This is a genomic window from Pseudomonas sp. R38(2017), assembly GCF_002112395.1.
In the GTDB taxonomy this organism is placed as follows: domain Bacteria; phylum Pseudomonadota; class Gammaproteobacteria; order Pseudomonadales; family Pseudomonadaceae; genus Aquipseudomonas.
The window spans coordinates 197,019-222,702 of the sequence record NZ_NEHN01000005.1; the positions used below are offsets into that span (position 1 = coordinate 197,019).

The window sequence follows — 25,684 nt, forward strand, 5'->3', positions numbered from 1 at the left end:
GTCCGCAGCCGTGATTACGGATCAACCTGTGCCATCAGTTCCTGCACCGACTCCTGGCGTTTCGCATAACGCTGCGCCAGCACCGCGCAGACCATCAATTGAATCTGATGAAACAGCATCAGCGGCAGGATCAGCACACCGATGGTGCTGCCGGCGAACAACACCTGCGCCATCGGCACACCAGTGGCCAGGCTCTTTTTCGAGCCGCAGAACAGGATGGTGATGCGGTCTTCCAGGTTGAAGCCAAACAGCTTGCCCAGTAGCGTCGACGCCAGCAGCACTAGCCCCAGCAGGACGCAGCAGGCCACCACCAGCCCCAGCAGGTCGATGACCGGGATCTGATGCCAGATGCCTTCGTTCACCGCCTCGCTGAACGCGCCGTAGACCACCAGCAGAATCGAACCCTGATCGACGAACTTCAGCCAGTTCTTGTTTCGGCCGACCCAAGCGCCGATCCAGCGGCGGGCGATCTGCCCTGCGATGAATGGCAGCAGCAGTTGCACGCTGATTTTCAGGATCGCGTCGACGGTCGAGCCTCCGTCGCCATGCACGTTCAACAACAACGTCACCAGCAACGGCGTCAGAAAAATCCCGAACAGACTGGACGCCGCCGCGCTGCAAATCGCCGCCGGAATGTTGCCCCGGGCCAGCGAGGTGAAGGCAATCGCCGATTGCACCGTGGCCGGCAGTGCACAGAGATAGAGCATGCCCATGTACAGGTTGTCACCGATCATCGGCGACAACAGCGGTTTGAGCGCCAGCCCCAGCAGCGGGAACAGGACAAAAGTCAGGCTGAACACCAACAGATGCAGGCGCCAGTGACCGGCGCCGGCGATGATCGATTCGCGCGAAAGCTTGGCGCCGTGCAGGAAAAACAGCAGCGCAATTGCAATGTTGGTCAGCCAGCCGAAGCCGACCGCGACCTGGCCGCTGGCGGGCAGGAAGCTGGCAAGCAGCACCACGGCGACGAGGGTCAGGGTGAAGTTGTCGGGCAGGAATCTTGGGCGCGTCATGGTTTGTTCATCCGGGGGTTGCCAGTACGTGGAAGCGACTCTAACGTGACTGGAAATTACCGACTAACGCCGAAGAGCCGCAAGATGCCGCCAAAAGGACACGACAAGAGCGTCAGACGCAGCATCCCCGGGCTGCCGAGCCTGCCGCGCCCGTTGTACGGACGCACCGAATCGCTGCCCAATCGCGCCCTGACCCGCCGCCACAGTCATCCGTGGGTGCAATTGTCTTACGCGATCCAGGGCGTACTTGAAGTACAGACCGCCGCCGGTCGTTTCGTCGCCCCGCCAGAGCGCGCCGTGTGGATTCCGGCGGGGGTGCCCCATCGGGTATTCAGTTCGCCGCACACGGAAATGCGCGGCCTGTACATCGATTGCAGCGTGGCGGGTTGGGCGCTGGAGCGCTGTCATGTGCTCGGCGTGAGCGATCTTTTGCGCGAGTTGATCCGGGCCTTCAGTCAGATTCCTGTCGAGTATGACCAGAGCGGCCCTCACGGGCGCTTGGCGCAGGTAATCCTCGACCAATTGGCCGAAGCCCCGCAAATCGACCTGATGCTGCCACTGCCTCAGGACATCCGTTTGCGGCAGATTTATCAAAGTCTCGAGCAACATCCGCAACAGCAGACCACACTCAGTCACTGGAGCGAAAAGTTCGGCGTGACCGAGAAAACCCTCAGCCGGCTGTTCTTGCGCGATACCGGCCTGACTTTTCGCGCATGGCGCCAGCGCTTGCGTCTGCTGGGTGCGCTGACGCCGCTGGAGCGTGGCGAACGCGTCACGGAAGTGGCTCTGGCCTGCGGTTATGATTCGACGTCGGCCTTCATCGCAGCCTTTCGCCAGCAGTTTGGCGAAACGCCCGGAGAATTTTTTCGATGATTTTTGTCGATATTTATCGAATTAAGACATGCCAATCGGCAAACTTCAGGGTAGAGTTTCGCCCATCAAGAATCTTTGACATCTTTCGACGATAACAATGATCTACAACCCTTTAGCGAACCTGTCGGCGGTAACAGCATGATCGAAGTCACTGAAGTCTCCATTGCTCAACTGCGCTCGGCGCTCGAATCCGGCCAGACCACCGCGGTTGAACTGGTCCAGGCCTATCTGGCGCGCATCGATGCCTTTGACGGCCCGGACACCGCCACTGCCCTGAACGCGGTGGTCGTGCGCAACCCCGAAGCCCTGAAAGAAGCCCAGGCCTCCGATGCCCGCCGCGCCAAGGGGCAAACCCTTGGTCCGCTGGACGGCATCCCCTACACCGCCAAGGACAGCTATCTGGTCAAAGGCCTGACCGCTGCGTCCGGCAGCCCTGCGTTCGCCGATCTGGTGGCCCAGCGTGATGCGTTCACCATCGAGCGCCTGCGTGCGGGCGGCGCGATCTGCCTGGGCAAGACCAACATGCCGCCGATGGCCAATGGCGGGATGCAGCGCGGGGTCTACGGCCGCGCTGAAAGCCCGTACAACGCCGCTTATCTGACTGCGCCGTTTGCTTCCGGCTCGTCGAACGGTGCCGGCACCGCCACTGCTGCAAGCTTCTCGGCATTCGGTCTGGCGGAAGAGACCTGGTCGAGCGGTCGTGGCCCGGCATCCAACAATGGCCTGTGCGCCTACACGCCATCCCGCGGGGTGATTTCGGTGCGCGGCAACTGGCCGCTGACGCCGACCATGGACGTGGTGGTGCCCTACGCCCGCACCATGGCCGATCTGCTGGAAGTGCTCGACGTGGTGGTCGCCGAAGACACCGACACCCGTGGCGACCTGTGGCGCCTGCAACCCTGGGTGCCGATCCCGAGCGTCGCCTCGGTACGCCCTGCTTCCTATCTCGATCTGGCGGTGAAAAGTGACGCCCTGGCTGGCAAACGCCTGGGCGTGCCGCGCATGTACATCAACGCCGACCCTGAGGCCGGCACCAGCGAAGCACCGGGCATCGGCGGCCCGACCGGGCAACGCATCAACACCCGCGCTTCGGTGATCGACCTGTGGAAACAGGCCCGTCAGGCCCTCGAAGCGGCCGGCGCCGAAGTCATCGAAGTGGATTTCCCGCTGGTGTCAAACTGCGAAGGCGATCGTCCGGGCGCACCGACCGTGTTCAATCGCGGCATCGTCTCTAAAGAGTTCATGCACGATGAGCTGTGGGATTTGTCTGCCTGGGCGTTCGATGATTTCCTGCGCGCCAATGGCGATCCGAAACTCAATCGTCTGGCCGACGTCGACGGGCCGAAAATATTCCCTCACGATCCGGGCACCCTGCCCAACCGTGAAGGCGACCTCGCCGCCGGGATGGACGAATACGTGCGCATGGCCGAACGCGGCATCACGCCGTGGGATCAGATCCCGACTTTGCCGGACGGTCTGCGCGGCCTGGAGAAAACCCGCAAGCTCGACCTCGAAGACTGGATGGATCGCCTGGGCCTCGACGCTGTGCTGTTCCCGACCAACGCTGACGTGGGTCCGGCTGACGCCGACGTCAACCCGGCCTCGGCGGACATCGCCTGGAGCAACGGCATCTGGGTTGCCAATGGCAACCTCGCGATCCGCCACCTCGGCGTGCCGACCGTCACCGTGCCGATGGGCGTGATGGCCGATATTGGCATGCCAGTGGGGCTGACGTTTGCTGGTCGTGCCTATGACGACTCGACGTTGCTGCGCTTGGCGGCGGCGTTTGAAGCGACAGGGTCGAAACGCCTGGTGCCGCCACGTACGCCGGCACTGGTGGCAGGCAAGTAAATGCAAAACGGCGGGATCAATTGATCCCGCCATTTTTTTATCGCTCTGCCAGTTCTTCCAGCAAATCCGCCGAAGGCACGAAGAACAGACTGCCGGTCACCGCCGTGCTGAAGTCCAGCAACCGATCATAGTTTCCGGGTGGCTTTCCGACGAACATGTTTTCCAGCATCTGCTCCAGCGGTTCGGGCGAACGTGCATAACCGATGAAGTAAGTGCCAAATTCACCTGCGCCGGGCCGACCGAACGGCATATTGTCGCGCAGGATCTTCACTTCCTCGCCGTCCTTGGTGATGGTGGTCAACGCGCTGTGGGAGTTGCTCGGCTTGACCGAATCGTCGAGCTCGATATCGGACAGTTTGGTCCGCCCGATCACCCGTTCCTGCGCTTCGACCGGCAATTCGTTCCACGCCTTCATGTTGTGCAGATACTTCTGCACCAGCACGTAACTGCCACCGCTGAACGCGGGATCTTCATCGCCGACGAGCGTGAAATGCTCGGCTTTGCGTCCGACCGGGTTCTCCGTGCCGTCGACAAAACCGATGATGCTGCGCATGTCGAAATAGCGGAAACCCTGCACTTCGTCGGTCACGGTCACGACGCCGTCCAGCGACGACATCAATTGCGTGGCCAACTCGAAACACAGGTCCATCTGATCGGCACGAATGTGCAGCAGCAAATCACCGGGCGTGGAAACCGCGCGCCGTCCTTCTACACCGAATTCACGAAAGTCATGCAGCGACGCCGGTCGCGGACTGCCGAACAGGCGATCCCAGGCGCTGGAAGAAAACCCGCAAACGCAGGACAGGTTGCCCGAGGGCACGCGCTTGCCGACCGAGCGTGTCAGGCCTGCGATATCGGCGCACCAGCCGCGGACTGTTTCAGCCGCCTCGGCTTCGGCGTTGAGGGTCGCCACGATGAATATCGCAGCGCTGGTGATCGGGCTGCAGACGGCTTGAGGATCTGGCGTGTCGATGATCGTCGCTCCTGGCATGATGGACTGACTCGATAGCGAGGTTAGCAAAGAAGTGTTGAATGAAGTATTACCCGCATCTGCCCATCTCACCTGACAGTTCGTTATTCACGAACAATACCCACGAAATAAACGATTTTTCTTCCTCGGAATTCTCCTACTAGCATGGCCCCGTCTACCCCGAAAAACATAAAGACAGGGAGAACGACATGCATCCCCTCAACATCGGCGAACCCTGGATGTGGGCCGCCTTCATCGTTTTTGTCCTCGCCATGCTGGCCGTTGACCTGTTTGTCTTCGGCGGGCGCAAGGCACATCGGGTCTCGGTGCGCGAAGCCTCATCCTGGGTGATTGCGTGGTGCATGCTGGCAATGGCCTTTGCCGGGCTGCTCTGGTGGTACCTGAACGGCGAATTCGGGCCCGAAATCGCCCAGCGCAAGACCCTGGAATTCCTCACCGGTTATTTGATCGAGCAGTCGCTGTCGATCGACAACATGTTCGTCTTCGTGATGATTTTCGGCTATTTCGCCGTGCCGCCGGAGTTGCAACGTCGGGTGCTGTTGTACGGCGTGCTCGGCGCGATCGTGATGCGCGCGGCGATGATCTTTGCCGGGGTGTGGCTGGTCTCGCAGTTCACGTGGCTGCTGTATGTGTTCGGCGTGTTCCTGATCATCACCGGGATCAAGATGCTGGTGTTCGCCGAACAGCAACCGGACCTCGATAACAATCCGCTTCTGCGCTGGGTGCGCGGGCATCTACGGATCACCAACGGCTTTCACGGTGAACGCTTTTTCGTGCTGCAGAACGGCGTGCGCTGGGCCACGCCGATGTTTCTGGTGCTGGTGCTGATCGAGGCCAGCGACTTGATGTTCGCGGTCGACAGCATCCCGGCAATTTTCGCCGTGACGACCGATCCGTTCATCATTTTCACCTCGAACATCTTCGCAATCATGGGCCTGCGGGCGCTGTACTTTTTGCTGGCGGACATGGCCGACCGCTTTCACCTGCTCAAGTACGGACTGGCGCTGGTGCTGGTGTTCATCGGCGGGAAGATGACGGCGATGCCGTGGTTTCACATGCCGGTGGAGTGGTCGCTGGCGATTGTCGGCGGGCTGATTCTGGCGTCGGTGTTGCTCAGTCTGGTGCTGACGAAGGGTCAATCGCCCGAGGAAAGTCAGGCGAAATAAAAGCCGTGGGAGCCAATGGCTCCCACGGCTTTGAACCTATTTATCGGACTTGATGCTGGTCCACACCCGCGTCCGCACCCGCTCCAGTTTCTGCGGCAATGGCTGCACCACATACAGCGTCTTCAGCGCCTCGCTGGTCGGTGTCAGGTTCGGGTTGTCGGTGATTTCCTTGTTGATCAGCGGCAGCGAATCCTTGTTGGCATTCGGGTAGCCGAGGAAGTCACTGATTGAGGCGATGACCTTCGGATCGAGCAGGTTGTTGAGGAACTCGTGAGCCTCTTCAACGTTCTTCGCGCTCTTCGGAATGGCGAAGGTGTCGAACCAGATCGGCGCGCCCTCCTTCGGCAGACGCCAGTCGACCACCACGCCGTTCTTCGCCTCTTTGGCGCGGTTACCAAACTGGTAGAAGCTGCCGGAATAACCGATGGCCACGCAGATGTCGCCGTTGGCGATGTCGGTCATGTACTTGGCCGAGTTGAAATAGGTGACGTAAGGGCGAACCTTGAGCATCAGGTCCTTGGCTTTCTCATAGTCGGCCGGGTTCTGGCTGTTCGGGTCGAGGCCGAGGTAATGCAGGGCCAACGGCAGGATTTCCGACGGTGAATCAAGCATCGCCACGCCGCAGGATTTGAGCTTTTCCATGTTCTCGGGCTTGAACACCAGATCCCAACTGTCCACCGGCGCATTCTCGCCGAGTGCAGCCTTGACCTTGGCCGGGTTGAAACCGATCAGCACCGTGCCGACCATGTACGGCACGCCGTACTGATTGCCAGGGTCGTTGGAATCGAGCAACTTGAGCAGCGCCGGGTCCTGATGGCTCCAGTTCGGCAGTTTGGACTTGTCGAGTTTCTGGAACACGCCGGCCTTGATCTGGGTATCGAGGAACTGGTTCGACGGCACTACCAGGTCATAGCCGGAGTTGCCGGTCAGCAGCTTGGCTTCGAGGGATTCATTGGTGTCGAAGGTGTCCCAGGTCACTTTGATCTTGCTTTTGGCGGCGAAGTCCTTGGGCACCGACGGCAGGATGTAATCCGCCCAGTTGTACACCCGCAGTTCGCGCTGTTCGGCCTGGACGGCGCCGGCCAGCAGCGTCAGCCCACAGACAGTGGCGCCCAGAATGCGTTTCATCGTGACCATGTTGTGTTTCCCCGAATGCAGCGTGAGTCGATGGTTTTTATGTTCTGTACACGGCAGCGGCTGTCAGGTCAGCCAAGGGCAAGGAAGGCGCAGCGTCTTGTTGTGGCTTCGATTCTTGCCGACAGCGTAGCCGCAGCACAGTAGCCGGTTGGCCAAAAGGGGATCGATATGGCCAATTTGCGTGACCATCAGAATACTGAAACGACAATGCCCGGTGAATGGCCGGGCATTGTGTGAAGCAGCTGTGCAGGCGATCAGTCAGTGAAACCCAACCGCGCCGCCCTGCTCTGCTGTGCCTGCCCGCGCGTCGCCAGGCAGTAATACAACGGGCAGGTCACGATGAGGCCGACCAGCCAGGAGAGGTCCGCGCCCTCCACGAGATTGGCGTACGGGCCCACATACAACGATGTGTTGGCAAATGGCAGCTGCACAATGATGCCGATGAAATAGGCAATGATCGCGTGCAGATTGAAACGCCCATAAATTCCGCCATCGGCACGAAAGATCGAGGCGATGTCGTAGCGGCCGCCCTTGATCAGGTAGAAGTCGATCAGGTTGATCGAGGCCCACGGCACCAACACCAGCAGCAGCGCCAGAATCAGGCCGATGAACTCGGAAATGAAATCCGCCGACGCCCCCAGCGCCACCACGCAGCAGCCCGCCAGCACCACGCTGGACAGTATCACCCGCACCTTGATGCTCGGCGTCCATTGGCTGGCGAAGGTCTGAATCGAGGTGATGATCGACAGCACCGCGCCATACAGATTCAGCGCGTTGTGGCTGATGATGTTGAGCAGGAACAGCACCATCAGAATCGGCCCCAGCCAACCGGTGGACTGCTTGACCGCCGCCATCGCTTCGGTGCCCTCGGGTGTCGCCAGCACCGCCACCGCGCCGAAGGTAAACGACAGAATCGTGCCCAGCGTGGCGCCCAGGTAAGTCGCGATAAATGGCTTGCTGATACCGATGTCCGCCGGCAGGTACCGGGAATAGTCCGAGACGTACGGCGAGAAACTGATCTGCCAGATAATCCCCAGCGACACCGTTGCCAGCCACCCGGACAGATTGAAGCTGCCACGGGTGAAGAAGTCCGCCGGCAAGTCGTGGGCAAAGATGTAGATGAAGCCGGCCAGCAACGCACTGCCCATCACCCAGGTGCCGATGCGGTTGAGCGTATGGATGAAGTTGTAGCCGATCACGCCGATGGCCGTAGCACTGAGGGCGCCGATCAGAATGCTCAGCGGCGCAGGCACCGACGGCGCAATGCCGACGATGGATTTGCCGGCGAGCACGATGTTGGAAATGAAGAAACCGATGTAGATGATTGCGGCGAAAAACACGATCAGCAGCGCACCGTAACGCCCGAACTGACCACGACTCTGCACCATCTGCGGAATGCCCATGCGCGGGCCTTGCGCCGACGCCAGGGCGATCACCACGCCGCCGATCATGTGCCCCAGCGCAATCGCCAGCAGCCCCCAGAACAGGTCGAGATGAAACACCTGGACCACCATGGCGCCGGTGACGATGGGCAGTGGCGCAATGTTGGTGCTGAACCAAAGGGTGAAAAGGTCGCGGGCCTTCCCGTGGCGTTCCGCGAGTGGGACGTAGTCGACCGTATGATTCTCGATCAACGGATCTTGCCGGGACATCTGGGACATATATGAACTCGATTGGGTCTGTTCTTATCGTTGTATGAAGCCAAACCGGGGACGTTCTTGGCCGCCCCTCAGATGAACACCATATTATGGTATTCCAACATTTTCACAATACTGATCCGCTGTTTGCGGCGGCAACTGATCCGGCATCCTCCCCGAAAGCCAGGCTTTACGGCTAGACGAAAGCCCCGCAAATGTTGAGTTTCCGACGAATGCACCACGTTTATCGTTTCACCAAAAAAGCGCTTGCAATCGATGTATTACGGTATACCATCAGACCCACAAACGAATAAAAACACGCTTCACCGCACTCGAGGATTGACCAATGATCGATGCTGCCGTCTACAAACAAGTCATGGGCTCGTTCCCGTCTGGCGTCACCGTCATCACCACGCTTGATGACGACGGCCAGATCGTCGGCCTGACCGCCAGCGCGTTCAGTTCGCTGTCGATGGACCCGGCCCTGGTGCTGTTCTGCCCCAACTACAGCTCCGACTCCTATCCCGTCCTGATCAAGAACAAACGCTTTGCCATTCACGTGCTGTCCGGCGGCCAGCAGAGCGAAGCCTACGCCTTCGCCCGCAAAGGCAAGGACAAGGCGCAGGGCATCGAGTGGACGCTGAGCGAACTGGGCAACCCGATTCTGGCGAACGCGACAGCTATCATCGAGTGTGAGCTGTGGCGCGAATACGAAGGCGGCGACCACGCGATCATGGTCGGCGCGGTGAAAAACCTCATCGTCCCTCAGCAGGACGCCGGCCCGCTGGTGTACTGCCACGGCAAGATGGGCGCCCTTCCCGCCTTCGCCTGACCCGCACGATTGCACTTAAACAGGCCGGCAAGCGACCGGCCGACCACAAGAGATTCGAGGTAGCGTCATGAAATTTTCCCTGTTCGTACACATGGAACGCTGGGACGAAAGCGTCAGCCACCGTCAACTGTTCGAAGACCTGACCGAACTGACGTTGATGGCCGAGGCCGGTGGTTTCAGCACCGTGTGGATCGGCGAACACCATGCCATGGAATACACCATCTCGCCGAGCCCGATGCCGCTGCTGGCCTACCTCGCCGCCAAAACCACCACCATTCATCTGGGCGCCGGCACCATCATTGCGCCGTTCTGGCATCCGCTGCGAGTCGCGGGTGAATGCGCCCTGCTCGACGTGATCAGCAACGGCCGGATGGAAGTCGGCCTGGCGCGTGGCGCCTATCAGGTGGAATTCGACCGCATGGCTGGCGGCATGCCTGCTTCCAGCGGCGGCCAGGCGTTGCGGGAAATGGTCCCGGTGGTGCGCGCCCTGTGGCAAGGCGACTATGCCCACAACGGCGAGATCTGGAAATTCCCTACTTCCACCAGCGTGCCGAAACCGGTCCAGAAGCCGAACCCGCCGATGTGGATCGCCGCCCGGGACCCGGACTCGCACAACTTCGCCGTGGCCAACGGCTGCAATGTGATGGTCACGCCACTGATGAAAGGCGATGAAGAAGTCCTCGACCTGAAGAACAAGTTCCAGACAGCACTGGACAACAACCCGGATGTGCCGCGTCCACAATTGATGGTGCTGCGTCATACCCACGTGCACGCGGCGGATGACCCGGAAGGCTGGAAGGTTGGCGCGAAAGCCATTTCACGTTTCTATCGCACCTTCGATGCGTGGTTCGGCAACAAGGAAACTCCGGTTAATGGCTTCCTCGCCCCGAGCCCGGAAGAGAAATTTGCCGGCCGGCCGGAGTTTGAACTGGAGAGCCTGCACAAGACCGCGATGATCGGCACGCCGGAAGAGATCATTCCGCGTATCAAGTACTACCAGGAACTGGGGGTGGATGAGTTCAGTTTCTGGTGCGACAACAGCTTGCCGCATGCGGAGAAGAAGAAGTCGCTGGAGTTGTTTATCAAGCACGTGGTGCCGGCGTTTAGATAGACCTGCCACCCGACATATGAAAACGCCCCGAGATGTTCGGGGCGTTTTCATTTGGGGATTAAAGGCAACGATGGCTCTGTCGGATCAGGCAGAAAGAAGCGCGCTGTCAGCCAGCATGTTGCCATTGCCGTGACGAACAGTACGACCATTCCGAACATCTCATCGGAAAAGGTCGCACCCTTAACGTCCGATACAACGGCCAGGACAAACGGTGTCACCCATAAAGTCGCCAACGCGGCGCCCGTCAGTGCAATCACTGAGCAGGCTCGGTTCGTCCGTTTGACCTTCATCAGTGCAATCACCATCGCGAACACCAAAAACGGTACAAGAAATATCACCTCAGCGAGCAAGGGACCGAGAAACGGCATCAACATCAACTCCCCTCCCACGGCCTCACCCATCAGCCGTGGATTCATGGCCAGATGGAAGATCGTTGCAAGGGTCTTGATGATGCTGCCAATGAAACCCGGGACCAGTGGACAAAGAAGAAAAGCGAGGAACACTTTCAGACGCGGGTATTTTTCCACTTCACTCAACGTCTGGATCCTTTTCGGACAATTAGCTCCGTCATTGTTTTGGTCCCTAGTCGAAAAATTCTTTTCGTCGATAAACAACTCGGTCAGTTTGCGGCGTCACCGGGAGTTCACCAGCACCAAATGAAACTACCCAGTTACACCCCAGATTGGAGTCCTGATAGGCGGCGTATTGACACACTATGCCCTCCACTTCTTCAGCGTCCTCCTCGCTATCCTCCTCAAGATAAAACTTGATCAACCATCCATGTTCATCTCGAGATAAAACCACCATCCTGAAGTTTGGAGTAATTGCACCCAGCATTGCTTGAACAAGCATCAAAACCTGGAAATTCCAGTCTTTCAGATCCGCCAGATCTTTCATCTTTGAGTCCAGTAAGGGTTGGTAGGGACAATGCTTGGTTTTGTTCTCCCCTTAATAATAAAGACATTGGTCGGCTGGTTATCATAACCAGCGCCCTTATTCACATTAATCCCGGTCACGCCTTCATTTTGACAATCGGAACCCGGATGTTTCGCAGATCAACCAGGGAAAACCGGCCACAGCATCTGAGAACGTTCCAAGAAGCGAAACATCCGACAGATCCGGCGCACTTCACTTCAATGCTCAACAGCCCGTTTCGTCGCCACATCCTCCGGCGCCAGTACCCGGCCATCGGCTGACAGCAATTCCAGCTTCCTGATCGGCTTTCCCTTCTGCGCATCGACCATCACCGACCCCGGCTCACCGGGCTCGAACATGAACTCCCCGCCCCACTGCGACAGCGCGACGATCACGGTTTGCAGCGCCCGCCCCTTTTCCGTCAGCACGTATTCCTTGTAGGCACTACCATCGGACGCCGGCACCAGGCGCAGGATGTCGCGCTCCACCAGGCTTTTGAGGCGAACGCTCAAGATGTTCTTGGCGATTTCCAGACTTCTCTCGAAATCGCCGAAACGGCGGATGCCTTCCAGTGCATCACGGACGATCAGCAACGACCACCAATCGCCGATCAGGTCCAGCGTCCGGGCGACCGGGCAGACATTGCCGGCAAGGCTTTTGCGCTTCATTTCGGGTGTCTCCAGCAATTCGGCAGGTTCGATTCGGTTGCATCTTACAACCTGCGTTGCAAAAACCGATAACGCCATGCGCCAGGAACTTAGCACCTGCGTACAAGTGGCCGAGCTGCTTTGTCGCGATAGTGATTGCTGCCACCACGGCAACCACATAGAGCCAACCTCCAAGGAGTTTCCATGAGCACATTCACCACCCAAGACGGAACCGAGATCTATTTCAAGGACTGGGGCAGCGGCAAGCCCGTGTTGTTCAGCCATGGCTGGCCGCTGGACGCCGACATGTGGGAATACCAGATGGAGTACCTGAGCAGCCGCGGCTACCGCACCATCGCCTTCGACCGTCGTGGTTTCGGGCGCTCCGAGCAGCCATGGACCGGTTACGACTACGACACCTTCGCCGATGACATCGCGCAACTGATCGAGCACCTGGATCTACGTGACGTGACCCTCGTCGGTTTCTCCATGGGCGGCGGCGATGTCAGCCGCTACATTGCGCGTCACGGCAACGAACGTGTTGCCGGGCTGGTGCTGCTGGGCGCGGTGACGCCGCTGTTCGGACAGAAACCGGACTTCGCCGAAGGCGTCGACAAGTCGGTGTTCGACGGGATCAAGGCCGGCCTGCTGAAGGATCGTGCACAGTTCATCGCCGATTTCGCCGCACCGTTCTACGGCACCAACCAGGGCCAGAAGGTCTCCGATGGCGTACTGACGCAAACCTTGAACATCGCCCTGCTGGCTTCGCTGAAAGGCACGCTGGATTGCGTCACCGCTTTCTCGGAAACCGACTTCCGCCCGGACATGGCGAAAATCGATGTGCCGACCCTGGTGATTCATGGCGACGGCGACCAGATCGTGCCGTTCGAAACCACCGGCAAACGCGCCGCCGCACAGATCAAGGGCGCCGAACTGAAGGTGTATGCCGGGGCGCCCCACGGCTTCGCCGTGACCCATGCGCAGCAATTGAATGAAGACCTGCTGGCGTTTCTCAATCGCTGAGTCCGTGTGATCTGAACACGCCTTGCAAAGGGCCGCCGACAACCCTGTCGGCGGCCCTTTTTTTCGTTGTCCCGGATTCCGGTGCCATGGCGAGACCCAGCATTTACGGGGCTTCTAAGCCTCTGCATCACGTTTTTATCTTCACATGCCAGCTTAATAATATTTTACCGATAACCACCCCCTCCCTAGTCTGATCCCAAGCACAGAGAACAGGTCGACAGCGACCTGAATCCAACGGCCTCGTGAGAAGGGATCAGAGATGACCACTGAAATAATAAAAACAGACACGCTTGTTGTCGGCGCCGGTCAAGCGGGTGTGGCCATGAGTGAACACCTGAGCAAACTCGGTGTGCCGCACCTGGTGCTGGAGCGCAGCCGCATTGCCGAACGCTGGCGCACCGGGCGCTGGGATTCGCTGGTGGCCAATGGTCCGGCGTGGCACGACCGCTTTCCGGGGATGGAATTCGACGATGTCGATCCGGATGGTTTTGCCCACAAGGAACGCGTTGCGGACTACTTCGAAGCCTATGCGAAGAAATTCAATGCGCCAATTCGCACCGGCGTCGATGTGAAAAGCGTGGTGCGCAATGTCGGGCGTCCGGGTTTCACCGTAGAGACCTCCGAGGGCGTGATTGAAGCGGCCCGCGTCGTCGCCGCCACCGGCCCGTTCCAGCGTCCGGTGATTCCGGCGATTGCGCCGAAGGATGAACGTCTGCTGCAGATTCACTCGGCCGACTATCGCAACCCGCAACAGCTGCCGGCCGGTGCGGTGCTAGTGGTCGGTGCCGGTTCGTCGGGCGTGCAGATCGCCGACGAATTGCAGCGTTCGGGCAAGCAGGTTTACCTCTCGGTCGGTGCCCATGACCGCCCTCCTCGCGCTTATCGCAACCGCGATTTCTGCTGGTGGCTCGGCGTACTCGGCGAGTGGGATCAGGCCGCAATGAAACCCGGCCGCGAACACGTGACCATCGCCGTCAGCGGCGCCCACGGTGGCCGCACCATCGACTTCCGTGGCCTGGCCCATCGCGGCATGACTCTGGTCGGTGTGACCGAGTCATTCAGTAACGGTGTGGTGACCTTCAAGCAAGACCTGCGCGACAACCTCAAGCGTGGCGACGAGAACTATCTCGCGCTGCTGGATGCCGCCGACGCCTACATCGAACGCAACGGCCTCGATCTGCCGCTGGAACCGGAAGCCCGGGAAACCTATCCGGACCCTGAATGCGTGAAGAACCCGCTGACCGATCTCGATCTGGCTGCCGCCGGGATCACCTCGATCATCTGGGCCACCGGTTTTGCCGTGGATTATTCCTGGCTGAAAGTTGCCGCGTTCGACGACAACGGCAAACCACAACACCAGCGCGGTGTGTCCAGCGAAGCGGGTGTGTATTTCCTCGGTCTGCCGTGGCAGTCACGACGCGGGTCGTCGTTCATCTGGGGCGTGTGGCACGACGCCAAGCACGTGGCCGATCACATCGCCACCCAGCGCAAATACCTGGCCTATCGCGATGCCGAACAACGCGAAGCCGCGCTGCACAACAACGCTGTCGACACCGTCGACGCTTGATTTCCCTCTTCCATACCGGCGCCTGTCGCGCCGGGATCGATTTCGTCAGGAGCCTCACATGAGTCAGCCAACACACACCCGCATTCGCATGTTCAACACCAAGGACACTTACCCGAACCAGACCCTGGACAACGATCTGTGCCAGGCCGTGCGTGCCGGCAACACCGTGTATGTCCGTGGTCAGGTCGGCACCAATTTCGATGGCGAACTGGTCGGCCTCGGCGACCCGCGCGCGCAGACCGAACAGGCCATGCGCAACGTCAAGCAATTGCTCGAAGAGGCCGGCAGCGACCTGAGCCATATCGTCAAGACCACCACTTACCTGATCGACCCGCGCTACCGCGAGCCGGTGTATCAGGAAGTCGGCAAATGGCTGAAAGGCGTGTTCCCGATTTCCACCGGGCTGGTGGTGTCGGCCTTGGGTCAGCCGCAGTGGCTGATGGAGATCGATGTGGTTGCGGTGATTCCCGAGTAATTCGACCTTAGCGAAAGGAGGCCACACATGACATTTTCCATCGCCGCCCGTTGCCCCGAAACCGGTCAGTTCGGCATCGCCATCAGTTCCTCCAGCATCGCCGTCGGTGCCCGCTGCCCGTGGCTGCTGCCCGGTGTCGGCGCGGTGTCGAGCCAGAACATCACCCTGCCGTCGCTCGGCCCGGAAGTGCTCGCCCTGATGGAGCAAGGCCTGGCGCCGGAGGCGGCGCTGGACAAGGTGCTGACTCGCAACGGCTACAGCCAGTACCGGCAGATCACGGCGATCAACCACCTCGGCCAGACCGCACATTTCAGCGGCGCGCAAACCCTGGGCGTGCACAACGCCGTGTCTGGCGAACAGTGCGTGGCGGCGGGCAACATGCTCGCCGGGCGCTCGGTGATCGAAGCCATGGTCAGCGCCTTCGAGGATGGCGAAGGCCAATTGGCCGATCGCCTGCTCAAGGCTTTGCACGCCGCTCAGGCCTTGGGCGGTGAAGCGGGTCCGGTGCATTCAGCGGCCGTGGTCGTGGTCGGCGAGCTGACCTGGCCCATCGTCAACCTGCGGGTGGACTGGGCCGATGAAGACCCGATCGGGCAATTGCAAAAACTCTGGGACGCCTATCGTCCGCAGCTGCAGGACTACATCGACCGCGCTCTCGATCCGGCCAAGGCACCGGGCTACGGAGTTGCCGGAGACGACCGATGAGCGACAGCGTCGCATTGCTCAAGTCGCTGGTGAGGTTCGACACCACCAGCCGCGAGTCCAACCTGCAATTGATCGACTTCGTGCGCAGCTACCTCGAAGGTTTCGATGTGCCGTGCGAGCTGATCTACAACGATGAGCGCAGCAAGGCCAATCTGTTCGCCACGATTGGACCGGCGGATTTGCCTGGCATCGTGTTGTCGGGGCACACCGATGTGGTGCCTGCCGATGGTCAGCCATGGACCGTGCCGCCGTTCGAATTGAGCGAGCGCGACGGCAAGCTTTACGGTCGCGGCACCGCAGACATGAAGGGCTACATCGCCTGCGTGCTCGCATTGGTGCCGTCGTTGATCGAAGCACCTTTGCGTATGCCGGTGCACATTGCCCTGTCCTATGACGAAGAGGTCGGCTGCCTCGGCGTGCGTTCGTTGCTCAAGGTGCTGGAGCAGCGTCCGGTCAAACCGCTGTTGTGCATCATCGGAGAGCCGACCGAACTCAAACCGGTGCTCGGGCACAAGGGCAAACTGGCGATGCGCTGCGATGTCCAGGGTCACGCCTGTCACTCGGCCTATGCGCCGCTCGGGGTCAACGCCATCGAATGCGCCGCCGAGCTGATCGGCGAACTGGGACGCATCGGTCGGCAGCTAAAGGATGAACACCTCGACCCGCGTTTCGACCCGCCGTACTCCACGGTGCAAACCGGTGTGATCAGCGGCGGAAAAGCCCTGAACATCGTCCCTGCCGACTGCCGTTTCGACTTCGAAATCCGCGCCCTGCCCTCGCAGGATCCGGCGGTCGTCGCCCAGCAGCTCAAGGTTTACGCCGAACAACAAATGCTGCCGCGCATGCGGGCCGTCAGCGAACAAAGTGATATCCGCTTCAGCGAACTGTCGGCGTATCCGGGGCTGGCGACTGATACCCGGAGCCAGGCAGCGCAATTGATCGCCACGTTCTGTGGTTCGGATGATTTCGGCACGGTGGCGTTTGGCACTGAAGGCGGATTGTTCGACGCAGTGGGGATTCCCACGGTTGTGTGCGGCCCCGGGAGCATGGATCAGGGCCACAAGCCGGACGAGTTCGTCAGCCTCGATCAACTCAAGGCCTGTGATGAGATGCTGCAACGGATGCTGGCGTCGATTCGACTTTGAAAAACCGGTCTTGCTGCTGGACTCATGTCCGCAGTCGAGCCGCAGGATCACCGACAGACAGCTGCTCCAATGGAGGTCAGCTGCGTGACCGTTCATGGCTCTGAAACACCCGAAACAGAGCACTTTCAGCTGACAAGAGAGCCTCGTTTTTTTAACGCCTGAAGCAACAAAACTACTAATTTATCTCTCCCCTTTCCTTGCCCATGATCGACCCCAACAAGAAATGCGCCGTCCGTGCCGGCGCTCACTGAAGTACGTCCACGTACTCGTCCTTGCCTTGGAGTTCGTCATGGCCACCTCTGCAACAACATCCGCACCGCTCATTGAGAAACACACGATCGGCTACGTGCCGCCCGAAGATCGCCACGGAAAGGTCAGGGATCTGTTCACCCTCTGGTTCGGCGGCAATATCGCGCCGTTGCCCATCGTCACCGGCGCCCTCGGCGTGCAGTTGTTCCACCTGAATCTGGTGTGGGGCATCGTCGCCATTCTGGTCGGCCATCTGGTCGGCGGTGTGTTGATGGCGCTGCACTCGGCGCAAGGCCCGCAGATGGGCATTCCGCAGATGATCCAGAGCCGCGCGCAGTTCGGCTCCCTTGGCGCGCTGCTGGTGGTGTTGATTGCCGGCGTCATGTACATCGGTTTCTTCGCCTCCAACATCGTGCTCGCCGGCAAGTCCCTGCATGGCGTCGTCGACAGCGTTCCGGTGCCGGTCGGCATCGTCATCGGCGCGCTTGGCTCGGGAATCATCGGGATCATCGGTTACCGCTTCATCCACGTGCTCAACCGCATCGGCACCTGGGTACTGGGGATCGGGATTGTGGTCGGCTTCGGCTACATCCTGACTCACGTGCAGACCGCCGACTTCCTCACCCGTGGCAGTTTCAATCTCTCGGGCTGGCTCGCGACGGTGTCGCTGGCGGCGTTGTGGCAGATCGCGTTTGCGCCTTACGTTTCGGACTATTCGCGTTACCTGCCGGCCAATGTGCCGGTGGCCGCGACGTTCTGGACCACTTACCTTGGCTCCGCACTGGGCTCCAGCCTGTCGTTCATTTTCGGTGCGGTCGCCGTGCTGGCAACGCCGGTGGGCATGGACACCATGGACGCGGTGAAACTCGCCACCGGCTCGATCGGCCCGTTGATGCTGGTGCTGTTCCTGCTCAGCGTGATCAGCCACAACGCGCTCAACCTGTACGGCGCGGTGCTGTCGCTGATCACCTTGGTGCAGACCTTCGCCTACCGCTGGATTCCGACCGCCAAGAGCCGCGCGGTGATTTCGCTGATCGTGCTGCTGGCCTGCTGCTTCGCTGCGGTCGGCGCATCGTCGGACTTCATTGGCCATTTCGTCGACATGGTGCTGGTGCTGCTGGTGGTGTTGGTACCGTGGACAGCGATCAACCTGATCGACTTCTACGCCATCCACAAAGGCCAGTACGACATCGCCTCGATCTTCCAGGTCGACGGCGGCATCTATGGCCGCTACAACCCGCAAGCCTTGCTGGCGTATGCGATCGGCATTGTGGTGCAGATTCCGTTCATGAACACGCCGCTGTACGTGGGCCCGGTGTCGGCGCACATCAACGGCGCGGACCTTTCCTGGCTGGTGGGATTGCTGGTGACGTCGCCGCTGTATTTCTGGCTGGCCAGTCGGGACAGTGCTTATCGCCGGCGGCTGATGACCGGGAAACTGGCGGGCACTCTCTGAGATTGACTCGATGCACCAACAAGGCCCGCCCTGTGCGGGCCTTCTGCATTGCGTTGTGCTATTTCTTTACGCCCGACCACAACCGGAGATGGAATTCCAATGCTGCGAATTCTGGGCAAAGCCTCATCAATCAATGTGCGCAAAGTGCTGTGGACCTGTGCTGAATTGAACCTTTCCTTCGAACGCGAGGACTGGGGCTCAGGTTTTCAATCGACATGGACGCCGGAGTTCCTCGCACTCAATCCCTGCGCGATGGTGCCGGTGATTCAAGACGATGACTTCACGCTGTGGGAATCGAACTCGATCATTCGCTATCTGGCATCGCGTTATAGCGGCGAACAGCTTTACCCGAGCGAGGCGCGCGCCCGCGCGCGGGTGGACCAATGGATAGACTGGCAGGCTTCGGAGCTGAACAAGTCCTGGTCGTACGCGTTCATGTCGCTGGTACGCCAGTCACCCGCGCATCAGGACAGCCATACTCTTGCGGCCGGTTGCCGGGAGTGGGCAAGGCACATGGAGATCCTCGACCGGCAACTGCAAAAGACCGGTGCCTATGTCAGCGGCGAGCAGTTTTCCCTCGCCGACATCCCGATCGGTCTGTCGGTCAATCGCTGGTTCGAGACGCCGCTGGAACATCCGCACTTGCCGGCGGTGAGCGCTTATTACGAACGCTTGAGTCAGGGCCCCGCTTACCGATTGCATGGACGAAACGGCACGCCTTGATGCCGGTCATTTGTTTTTGAACGCCTCACGCCGCGCCTGTCGTTCGGCGGCGTACGCCTCTTGCGGCTGGCTGATCAGATCCTCGCGCCGCAACAGTTCCCCGCAGTGGTCGCACAGCGGTCCGAGGCCGGCGCTGTGGTTGCAGTTTTTGTGGGTCATGTTCACGGCCAGCCCCTCCTCCGGCGACTTGCACCAGGTTTCGCCCCAGGCGCGCAACGCAATCACCACCGGGTAGAACGCCTCGCCTTTCGCGGTGAGGTGGTACTCGTAGCGTTTCGGCCGCTCGTTGTACAAGCGACGCTCGACCAGTCCATCCGCCTCCAGGCTTTTCAGACGGGCGGCGACCATCTGCGGCGTACCGCCCGTCTGGGCCTGGATCTCGTCGTAGCGATGACTGCCCATGAACAACTCGCGCAAAACCAGCACCGTCCAGCGGTCGCCGACGATCGCCTCGGCCCGGGAAATCGGGCACAACGTATCGGGAAGACTATCGTTTACAGCCATCAGGGCTTGCCTCTTCTACAGTTACTATGATTATCATATCTACAAGATGCGGGAACAAGCCCTGAGCATCGATCACTCTCATTGCCGGAGTACATCGTCATGTCGAAACCTCTCTATCCACTCGACAGAACTGCCTACCTGCTGGTCGATCCTTACAACGATTTCCTCTCGGACGGCGGCAAGATCTTTCCGCTGATCAAACCGATCGCCGATCAGAACGGCTTGCTCGACAACCTGCGCAAACTCGACCGCGCCGTGCGGGGCCTGCAGATTCCGGTGGTCATCGTACCGCATCACCGCTGGGTCAAAGGCGACTACGAGAACTGGGATCACCCGACACCCACCCAAAACAAGATCATGCACATGCACCACTTCGCCCGAGGCGAATGGGGCGGTGAATGGCACCCGGATTTTGCGCCGAAGGATGGCGACATCATCGCTCAGGAGCATTGGGGCTCCAGCGGTTTTGCCAACACCGACCTGGATTTTCGCCTGAAACAAAAAAGCATCACCCACGTAATCATCGTCGGACTGCTGGCCAACACCTGCATCGAAGCCACAGCGCGCTATGCATCGGAACTCGGCTATCACGTCACGCTGGTGCGCGACGCCACTGCCGCCTTCAAGGAGGAAATGATGCACGCGGCCCACGAACTCAACGGCCCGACCTTCGCCCATGTCGTCACGACCACCGACGAACTGATTGCCAGCCTCGACACTCAGGGTGAGTCGAAATGAGTCTGACCGGCCACCTGCTGATTGGCGCCTCTGACGCCCCTGCCACCGAGGGCACGATGAAAGCGCTGAATCCGGCAACCAATCAACTGATCGAACCAGAGTTCGCCTTTGGCGGCGCGGCCCAGGTCGATCAGGCTGCAACCCTTGCCGACGCGGCATTCGACAGCTACAGCCATACCTCGCTGGCCGAACGCGCGGCGTTTCTGGAGAGTATCGCCGACAACCTCGACGCCGTTCGTGAGGAACTGGCCGCCCGCGCCGCGCTGGAAACCGGTCTGCCCCAAGCGCAACTGGAAGGCGAAGCCGCCAAGGCCGCTATCCAGTTCCGCCAGTTCGCCGACGTGGTGCGCAAAGGTCGCTTCCTGCAACTGGCCATCGACCCGGCGCAACCTGAGCGTCAGCCACGGCCACGCATGGATCACCGCCTGCAGAAAGTCGCCATCGGCCCGGTGGCGATCTTCGGCGCCAGCAACTTCCCGATCTCCTATTCGGTGGCCGGCGGCGACACCGCCTCGGCACTCGCGGCCGGTGCGACGGTGATTCTCAAGGCCCACAACGCCCACCCCGGGGCCTCGGAAATCCAGGCCCGCGCCATTCGCAAGGCCGTGCAGGCGCACGGTTTGCACGAAGGTGTTTTCTCCATGCTGCGCGGCAGCGGCAATGCCATCGGTGAGGCGCTGGTCGATCACCCGCTCATCAAGGCGGTGACCTTCACCGGTTCGGAACTGGGCGGCATGGCGCTTTATCGTCGTGCACAGTTGCGTCCTGATCCGATTCCGGTGTTCACCGAAATGACCAGCGTCAACCCGACCTTCATCCTGCCCGCAGCAATGGCGGCACGTGGCGCAGAGATCGGTGACGGTTTCGCCGAGCGGATGCTGGTCAATGTCGGGCAAGCCTGCCTGTGTCCGTCGATCCTGATCGCGGTCAAGGGCAATGGCTTGCAGGCATTGCGCAGCGCCATGATCAAACGAATCAGCGATGCGCCGGCACGCACGATGCTGACCCCGGGGATTCACGGTTCATACGTCAAAGGGCTGGTGGCAATGGAAAGCGTCGGAGCGAATCTGGTGGCAGTCGGCGCGCCAGCGGATGGCCCATTCGAGGGCCGCTCGGCGCTGCTGGAAGTGGATGGCCAACGCCTGCTCAGCGAACCGGCGCTGGCCCATGAAGTGTTCGGCCCGGCGGCGTTGTTGGTAACGGTCAACGATGAAGAAGAGATGCTGGGGGTCGCCCGATCATTCAAGGGTCAACTGAGCGCAGCCATTCACCTTGAAGACCGCGATCTGGACCTGGCCCGGCGTCTGCTGCCGATCCTCGAACGCCGCACCGGACGCATTGTGGTCAACGCTTTCGCCCATCCGCAGGAAGTGACTTTCGCCACCGTACACGGCGGGCCGTTCCCGGCCACCTCGGACAGTCGCTTCACCTCGGTCGGCATGACCTCGGTCGAGCGCTTTTTGCGGCCGGTGGCGTATCAGGGCTTTCCCGATGCATTGCTGCCGGAGGTGTTGCGCAACGCCAATCCACTCGATCTGCCCCGCAGCATCGACGGCCAATAAAAAATGCCCGGTTCGGCGGATCACCGAACCGGGCACTTTTTTCAATCAAATAAGAAGGTCTTCATAGAAAGCACCGTACGCCAGTTCAGGGTGTTCGATCTGGATCTCCAGAATCCAAACACCGGCATTCGGCGCCTGATCGAAGTCACCAAGATTGCCGCCGCGGTAGATCGCATGAGGAAAATCGCTGACCCGGTGGCCCTTGATGTCCAGGTTCAACTTCCAGCCCATGGCCTCGGCCTGATCGGTGGCGTAGCGGTACAGTTCGACACCCGTTACGCCTTGGCGCCAGAAGGCTTCGACCTTGTCGAAGAGTTCCTTGGAGGCCGCCGCACAGGCAATCATCTGCGGATCGGAACCGGTGACGAACGTCGCCCCGGCATCGCCTTCATGGCCTTCCCAGACCACGCCCATGTCGATGAAGAAAATGTCTTCCTCACCCAGTACCGGGTCGCCTTCGGAGCGCTCCTTGAAAGTCTTGAGCGTATTGGAGCCGAAGCGGATCAGCAGCGGATGCCAGATCCGGTCCATACCCAGTTCGACGAGGATCTCTTTGCCCCGTGCATGAGCTTCCGATTCGCGCATGCCAGGTTTGATCACCCTGGCGATCTCGTCCACCGCCTTCCAGGTCAACTGCTGGGCGTGGCGCATGGTTTCCAGCACAAAACGCCCACCTACTGCTTCTTTACCGCTCAGGGCTGTGGTCATCGCTGATTCCTTCTGGCTAATCGCTTGCGCTGTATAGTTTTTTATATTGCGAAACAGGACGCCTAAGATACAACCATGACACAACGTGTCAATTCTCTTCTGCGCGCACCACACCGCGCTCCTCGAGCAAGCGCACAAACATGCTCAGACTGCGCGACACCGTACCCCGCCGCCATACCAGCCACGTTGTCAGATAGCGAAAATCCGCCGCCAGCGGCCAGACACTCACCGTCGCGCAACCCGGCATGCTCTGCAGCATGCTGCGCGGCATCAGGGCCAGACCGGCACCTGCGCTGACGCAGGCGAGCATACCGTGATAAGACTCCATTTCGAATATCTTGCCGGGCACCGCAGCGTCGGTGCTGAACCATTTTTCGAAGTGATGGCGGTAGGAGCAGTTCGAGCGAAACGCATAGATGTTCTCGCCGTTCACGTCCGCAGCACGCTTGATCGGGCCGTGGTGGAGCGGCGAGATGATGACCATTTCCTCTTCGAATGCCGGAATGCCTTCCAGCGCCGGATGCAAGACCGGACCATCGACGAACGCAGCCGCCAGGCGCCCGGAAAGCACACCGTCAATCATCGTCCCCGACGGGCCGGTCGACAGGTCCAGATCGACCTTCGGGTGTTGCTGGTTGTAGGTCGCCAGCAAACCGGGAATGCGCACCGCTGCGGTACTTTCCAGCGAGCCCAGCGGGAATGCGCCTTGCGGTTCCTCGCCGGCCACTGTAGCTCGCGCTTCCTGCACCAGGTCGAGAATCCGCCGCGCATATTCCAGAAAACTCCAGCCCGCCGGCGACAGACGCAAGCGGCTTTTCTCGCGGATGAACAAGTCGACGCCCAGATCCTCCTCCAACTGCTTGATGCGCGTCGTCAGGTTCGACGGCACGCGATGGATCTGCGCCGCCGCCGCACTGATGCTGCCGTGCTCGGCAACAGCCTTGAAGATTTCCAGTTGCACCAGATCCACAGTCATTCTCCAATCGTGAAAGAAACGATCTTTATTATTCAGTTTCCAGAAATCAAACGCCACCCTACTCTGAGCGCATCCACTGACCTCGCAGGACGATGCCATGAGCCCGATTTCCAGCCAGACCCACGCCATCTCGATCAACCCAGCCACCGGCGAGCAGATCGGTCACTACGCTTTCGAATCCGCCGAAGCACTCGACGCCGCGCTGACCCGTGCCGCGTTCGGTTTCGGCAAGTGGAAACGCAAGCCACTGCAAGACCGCTCCCGCGCCTTGACCGCGCTGGCCGGTGCCCTGCGTGACAGCAGCGAAGCCATGGCGACCATGATCACTCGGGAAATGGGCAAGCCGATCGCCCAGGCCCGCGGCGAAATCGAGAAATGCGCCAAACTCTGCGAGTGGTACGCCGAACACGGCCCGGCCATGCTCAACGCCGAAGCAACGCTGGTCGAAGGCGGCAAGGCGCGCATCGAATACCGTCCTCTGGGGCCGATCCTCGCCGTGATGCCGTGGAACTTCCCGATCTGGCAAGTGCTGCGTGGCGCCGTCCCGGCGCTGATTGCCGGCAACACCTACGTGCTCAAACATGCGCCGAACGTGATGGGCAGCGCCTACCTGTTGCGTGACGCCTTCACCCGCGCCGGTTTTGCCGATGGCGTGTTTGAAGTGATCAACGTCACCCCGGAAGGCGTGTCCAGCGCCATCGCCGATCCGCGCATTGCCGCCGTGACGCTGACCGGCAGCGTCCGCGCCGGCATGGCCATCGGCGCACAGGCCGGTGCCGCACTGAAAAAATGCGTACTGGAGCTGGGCGGCTCTGATCCATTCATCGTGCTCAACGACGCCGATATCGATGAAGCCGTGCAAGCAGCAGTGATCGGTCGTTACCAGAACTCAGGGCAAGTCTGTGCCGCCGCCAAACGCCTGATCATCGAAGAAAGCGTGGTCGAAGAGTTCACTCGCAAATTCGTCGAAGCCACCCGCCAGTTGAAGATGGGTGATCCGTTGTCCGCCGACAACTACATCGGCCCGATGGCCCGTTTCGATCTGCGTGACGAACTGGATCAACAAGTGCGCGACACCCTAGAAGAAGGCGCCACCCTGCTGCTCGGCGGCGGCAAGGCCCAAGGGCCTGGCAACTACTATGAGCCAACCGTGCTGGCCGACGTCACCGACCGCATGACCTCGTTCAAACAGGAACTGTTCGGCCCGGTGGCATCGATCATCACCGCTCGCGACTGTGCTCACGCCGTGGCCCTGGCCAACGACAGCGAGTTCGGTCTGACCGCCACGATCTACACCGCCAACGTCGCCCTGGCCCAGCAGCTGACCAGCGAACTGGAAACCGGTGGCGTGTTCATCAACGGCTACTCCGCCAGCGACCCGCGCGTGACCTTCGGCGGCGTTAAGAAAAGCGGCTTCGGCCGCGAGCTGTCGCACTTCGGTGTGCGCGAGTTCTGCAATGCGCAGACCGTGTGGCTGGATCGCCGCTGATCCAATGAACAAAGCCCGGAAGCGTTTGCGCTTCCGGGCTTTTTCATTTACGCCGCAGCCTGTTGAGGCTCCGATACCGTCCGATCTTTACTTAGCAGCCCCAGCACGACGGCCGCCGACGCCAGCAACCATGTACCGGCGCCGCTCAAGGCTTTCATCGACTTTGCCCGCAACGTTCGCGACGGCAAAAC

25 protein-coding genes are annotated in these 25,684 nt (G+C 60.4%); 15 read left to right on the plus strand and 10 right to left on the minus strand.

The window, feature by feature from the left end:
* Positions 1–14: 14 nt before the first annotated feature.
* A complete protein-coding gene (locus CAF87_RS13890) occupies positions 15–1,013 on the minus strand; it encodes a bile acid:sodium symporter family protein (protein WP_085731905.1) in 999 nt (332 codons plus the stop codon).
* Positions 1,014–1,097: 84 nt separating this feature from the next.
* Here CAF87_RS13890 and CAF87_RS13895 point away from each other — a divergent pair, with 84 nt between their 5' ends.
* Together CAF87_RS13895 and CAF87_RS13900 are read left to right on the plus strand one after the other, a co-directional pair.
* Positions 1,098–1,886, plus strand: coding sequence for a helix-turn-helix domain-containing protein (locus CAF87_RS13895; protein WP_085731906.1), 789 nt, complete (start codon positions 1,098–1,100; stop codon positions 1,884–1,886).
* Between the two features lie 138 nt (positions 1,887–2,024).
* Positions 2,025–3,737, plus strand: coding sequence for an amidase (locus CAF87_RS13900; protein WP_085731907.1), 1,713 nt, complete (start codon positions 2,025–2,027; stop codon positions 3,735–3,737).
* Between the two features lie 37 nt (positions 3,738–3,774).
* Here CAF87_RS13900 and CAF87_RS13905 read toward each other — a convergent pair whose 3' ends face one another.
* Positions 3,775–4,728 carry a Dyp-type peroxidase gene (locus CAF87_RS13905; RefSeq protein WP_085731908.1) on the minus strand — a complete coding sequence of 318 codons (954 nt, stop codon included), beginning with the start codon at positions 4,726–4,728 and terminating at the stop codon, positions 3,775–3,777.
* A 188-nt stretch (positions 4,729–4,916) separates the two neighbouring features.
* On the opposite strand from CAF87_RS13905, the gene CAF87_RS13910 reads away from it, so the two are divergent.
* Positions 4,917–5,894, plus strand: coding sequence for a TerC family protein (locus tag CAF87_RS13910; RefSeq protein WP_085731909.1), 978 nt, complete (start codon positions 4,917–4,919; stop codon positions 5,892–5,894).
* Between the two features lie 36 nt (positions 5,895–5,930).
* Here CAF87_RS13910 and CAF87_RS13915 read toward each other — a convergent pair whose 3' ends face one another.
* A complete protein-coding gene (locus tag CAF87_RS13915) occupies positions 5,931–7,031 on the minus strand; it encodes a polyamine ABC transporter substrate-binding protein (RefSeq protein WP_085731910.1) in 1,101 nt (366 codons plus the stop codon).
* 254 nt (positions 7,032–7,285) lie between these two features.
* Entirely contained in the window at positions 7,286–8,692 is a 1,407-nt protein-coding gene (locus tag CAF87_RS13920) for a cytosine permease (protein ID WP_085731911.1), read from the minus strand.
* A 322-nt stretch (positions 8,693–9,014) separates the two neighbouring features.
* On the opposite strand from CAF87_RS13920, the gene CAF87_RS13925 reads away from it, so the two are divergent.
* A complete protein-coding gene (locus tag CAF87_RS13925; protein ID WP_007950450.1) occupies positions 9,015–9,500 on the plus strand; it encodes a flavin reductase family protein in 486 nt (161 codons plus the stop codon).
* A 67-nt stretch (positions 9,501–9,567) separates the two neighbouring features.
* Positions 9,568–10,611 carry an LLM class flavin-dependent oxidoreductase gene (locus CAF87_RS13930; RefSeq protein ID WP_085731912.1) on the plus strand — a complete coding sequence of 348 codons (1,044 nt, stop codon included), beginning with the start codon at positions 9,568–9,570 and terminating at the stop codon, positions 10,609–10,611.
* Positions 10,612–10,658: 47 nt separating this feature from the next.
* Here CAF87_RS13930 and CAF87_RS13935 read toward each other — a convergent pair whose 3' ends face one another.
* From CAF87_RS13935 to CAF87_RS13945, 3 genes are all read right to left on the minus strand, one after another.
* Complete coding sequence (locus CAF87_RS13935; protein WP_256576023.1) at positions 10,659–11,138, minus strand: hypothetical protein; 480 nt, start codon at positions 11,136–11,138, stop codon at positions 10,659–10,661.
* A 55-nt stretch (positions 11,139–11,193) separates the two neighbouring features.
* Positions 11,194–11,508: a hypothetical protein gene (locus CAF87_RS13940; RefSeq protein ID WP_085731913.1), complete on the minus strand. Its 315-nt coding sequence runs from the start codon at positions 11,506–11,508 to the stop codon at positions 11,194–11,196.
* Positions 11,509–11,744: 236 nt separating this feature from the next.
* Positions 11,745–12,194, minus strand: a complete 450-nt coding sequence (locus CAF87_RS13945) for a helix-turn-helix domain-containing protein (protein ID WP_085731914.1) — start codon at positions 12,192–12,194, stop codon at positions 11,745–11,747.
* Between the two features lie 183 nt (positions 12,195–12,377).
* On the opposite strand from CAF87_RS13945, the gene CAF87_RS13950 reads away from it, so the two are divergent.
* The 7 genes from CAF87_RS13950 to CAF87_RS13980 all read left to right on the plus strand — a co-directional run bounded on the left by CAF87_RS13950 (position 12,378) and on the right by CAF87_RS13980 (position 19,516).
* A complete protein-coding gene (locus CAF87_RS13950) occupies positions 12,378–13,196 on the plus strand; it encodes an alpha/beta fold hydrolase (protein ID WP_085731915.1) in 819 nt (272 codons plus the stop codon).
* Between the two features lie 259 nt (positions 13,197–13,455).
* On the plus strand, positions 13,456–14,763 hold the full coding sequence (locus CAF87_RS13955) for an NAD(P)/FAD-dependent oxidoreductase (RefSeq protein ID WP_085731916.1): 1,308 nt from the start codon (positions 13,456–13,458) through the stop codon (positions 14,761–14,763).
* A 58-nt stretch (positions 14,764–14,821) separates the two neighbouring features.
* A complete protein-coding gene (locus tag CAF87_RS13960) occupies positions 14,822–15,238 on the plus strand; it encodes a RidA family protein (RefSeq protein ID WP_007950460.1) in 417 nt (138 codons plus the stop codon).
* A 27-nt stretch (positions 15,239–15,265) separates the two neighbouring features.
* Entirely contained in the window at positions 15,266–15,943 is a 678-nt protein-coding gene (locus tag CAF87_RS13965; protein ID WP_085731917.1) for a DUF1028 domain-containing protein, read from the plus strand.
* Positions 15,940–17,088 (plus strand): acetylornithine deacetylase, encoded by a 1,149-nt coding sequence (gene argE, locus CAF87_RS13970; RefSeq protein ID WP_085731918.1) that lies wholly within the window; start codon positions 15,940–15,942, stop codon positions 17,086–17,088. Before CAF87_RS13965 ends, argE begins: the two co-directional genes overlap by 4 nt.
* Before the next feature lie 289 nt (positions 17,089–17,377).
* Positions 17,378–18,793 carry a cytosine permease gene (locus CAF87_RS13975; RefSeq protein WP_085731919.1) on the plus strand — a complete coding sequence of 472 codons (1,416 nt, stop codon included), beginning with the start codon at positions 17,378–17,380 and terminating at the stop codon, positions 18,791–18,793.
* A gap of 99 nt (positions 18,794–18,892) precedes the next feature.
* Complete coding sequence (locus CAF87_RS13980) at positions 18,893–19,516, plus strand: glutathione S-transferase family protein (protein WP_085731920.1); 624 nt, start codon at positions 18,893–18,895, stop codon at positions 19,514–19,516.
* A 6-nt stretch (positions 19,517–19,522) separates the two neighbouring features.
* Here the strand turns inward: CAF87_RS13980 and CAF87_RS13985 are convergent, their stop codons facing one another.
* Positions 19,523–20,020, minus strand: a complete 498-nt coding sequence (locus tag CAF87_RS13985) for a helix-turn-helix domain-containing protein (RefSeq protein ID WP_065259801.1) — start codon at positions 20,018–20,020, stop codon at positions 19,523–19,525.
* 99 nt (positions 20,021–20,119) lie between these two features.
* Between CAF87_RS13985 and CAF87_RS13990 the strand changes: the two genes are divergently transcribed.
* Complete coding sequence (locus CAF87_RS13990) at positions 20,120–20,758, plus strand: isochorismatase family cysteine hydrolase (protein ID WP_085731921.1); 639 nt, start codon at positions 20,120–20,122, stop codon at positions 20,756–20,758.
* Positions 20,755–22,320 carry an aldehyde dehydrogenase (NADP(+)) gene (locus CAF87_RS13995; RefSeq protein ID WP_085731922.1) on the plus strand — a complete coding sequence of 522 codons (1,566 nt, stop codon included), beginning with the start codon at positions 20,755–20,757 and terminating at the stop codon, positions 22,318–22,320. Before CAF87_RS13990 ends, CAF87_RS13995 begins: the two co-directional genes overlap by 4 nt.
* A gap of 45 nt (positions 22,321–22,365) precedes the next feature.
* Here the strand turns inward: CAF87_RS13995 and CAF87_RS14000 are convergent, their stop codons facing one another.
* Complete coding sequence (locus CAF87_RS14000; RefSeq protein ID WP_085731923.1) at positions 22,366–23,028, minus strand: M24 family metallopeptidase; 663 nt, start codon at positions 23,026–23,028, stop codon at positions 22,366–22,368.
* 88 nt (positions 23,029–23,116) lie between these two features.
* Positions 23,117–23,998: a LysR family transcriptional regulator gene (locus CAF87_RS14005; protein WP_085711607.1), complete on the minus strand. Its 882-nt coding sequence runs from the start codon at positions 23,996–23,998 to the stop codon at positions 23,117–23,119.
* A gap of 103 nt (positions 23,999–24,101) precedes the next feature.
* Here CAF87_RS14005 and CAF87_RS14010 point away from each other — a divergent pair, with 103 nt between their 5' ends.
* On the plus strand, positions 24,102–25,493 hold the full coding sequence (locus CAF87_RS14010; protein ID WP_085731924.1) for an aldehyde dehydrogenase family protein: 1,392 nt from the start codon (positions 24,102–24,104) through the stop codon (positions 25,491–25,493).
* Positions 25,494–25,684 lie beyond the last annotated feature (191 nt).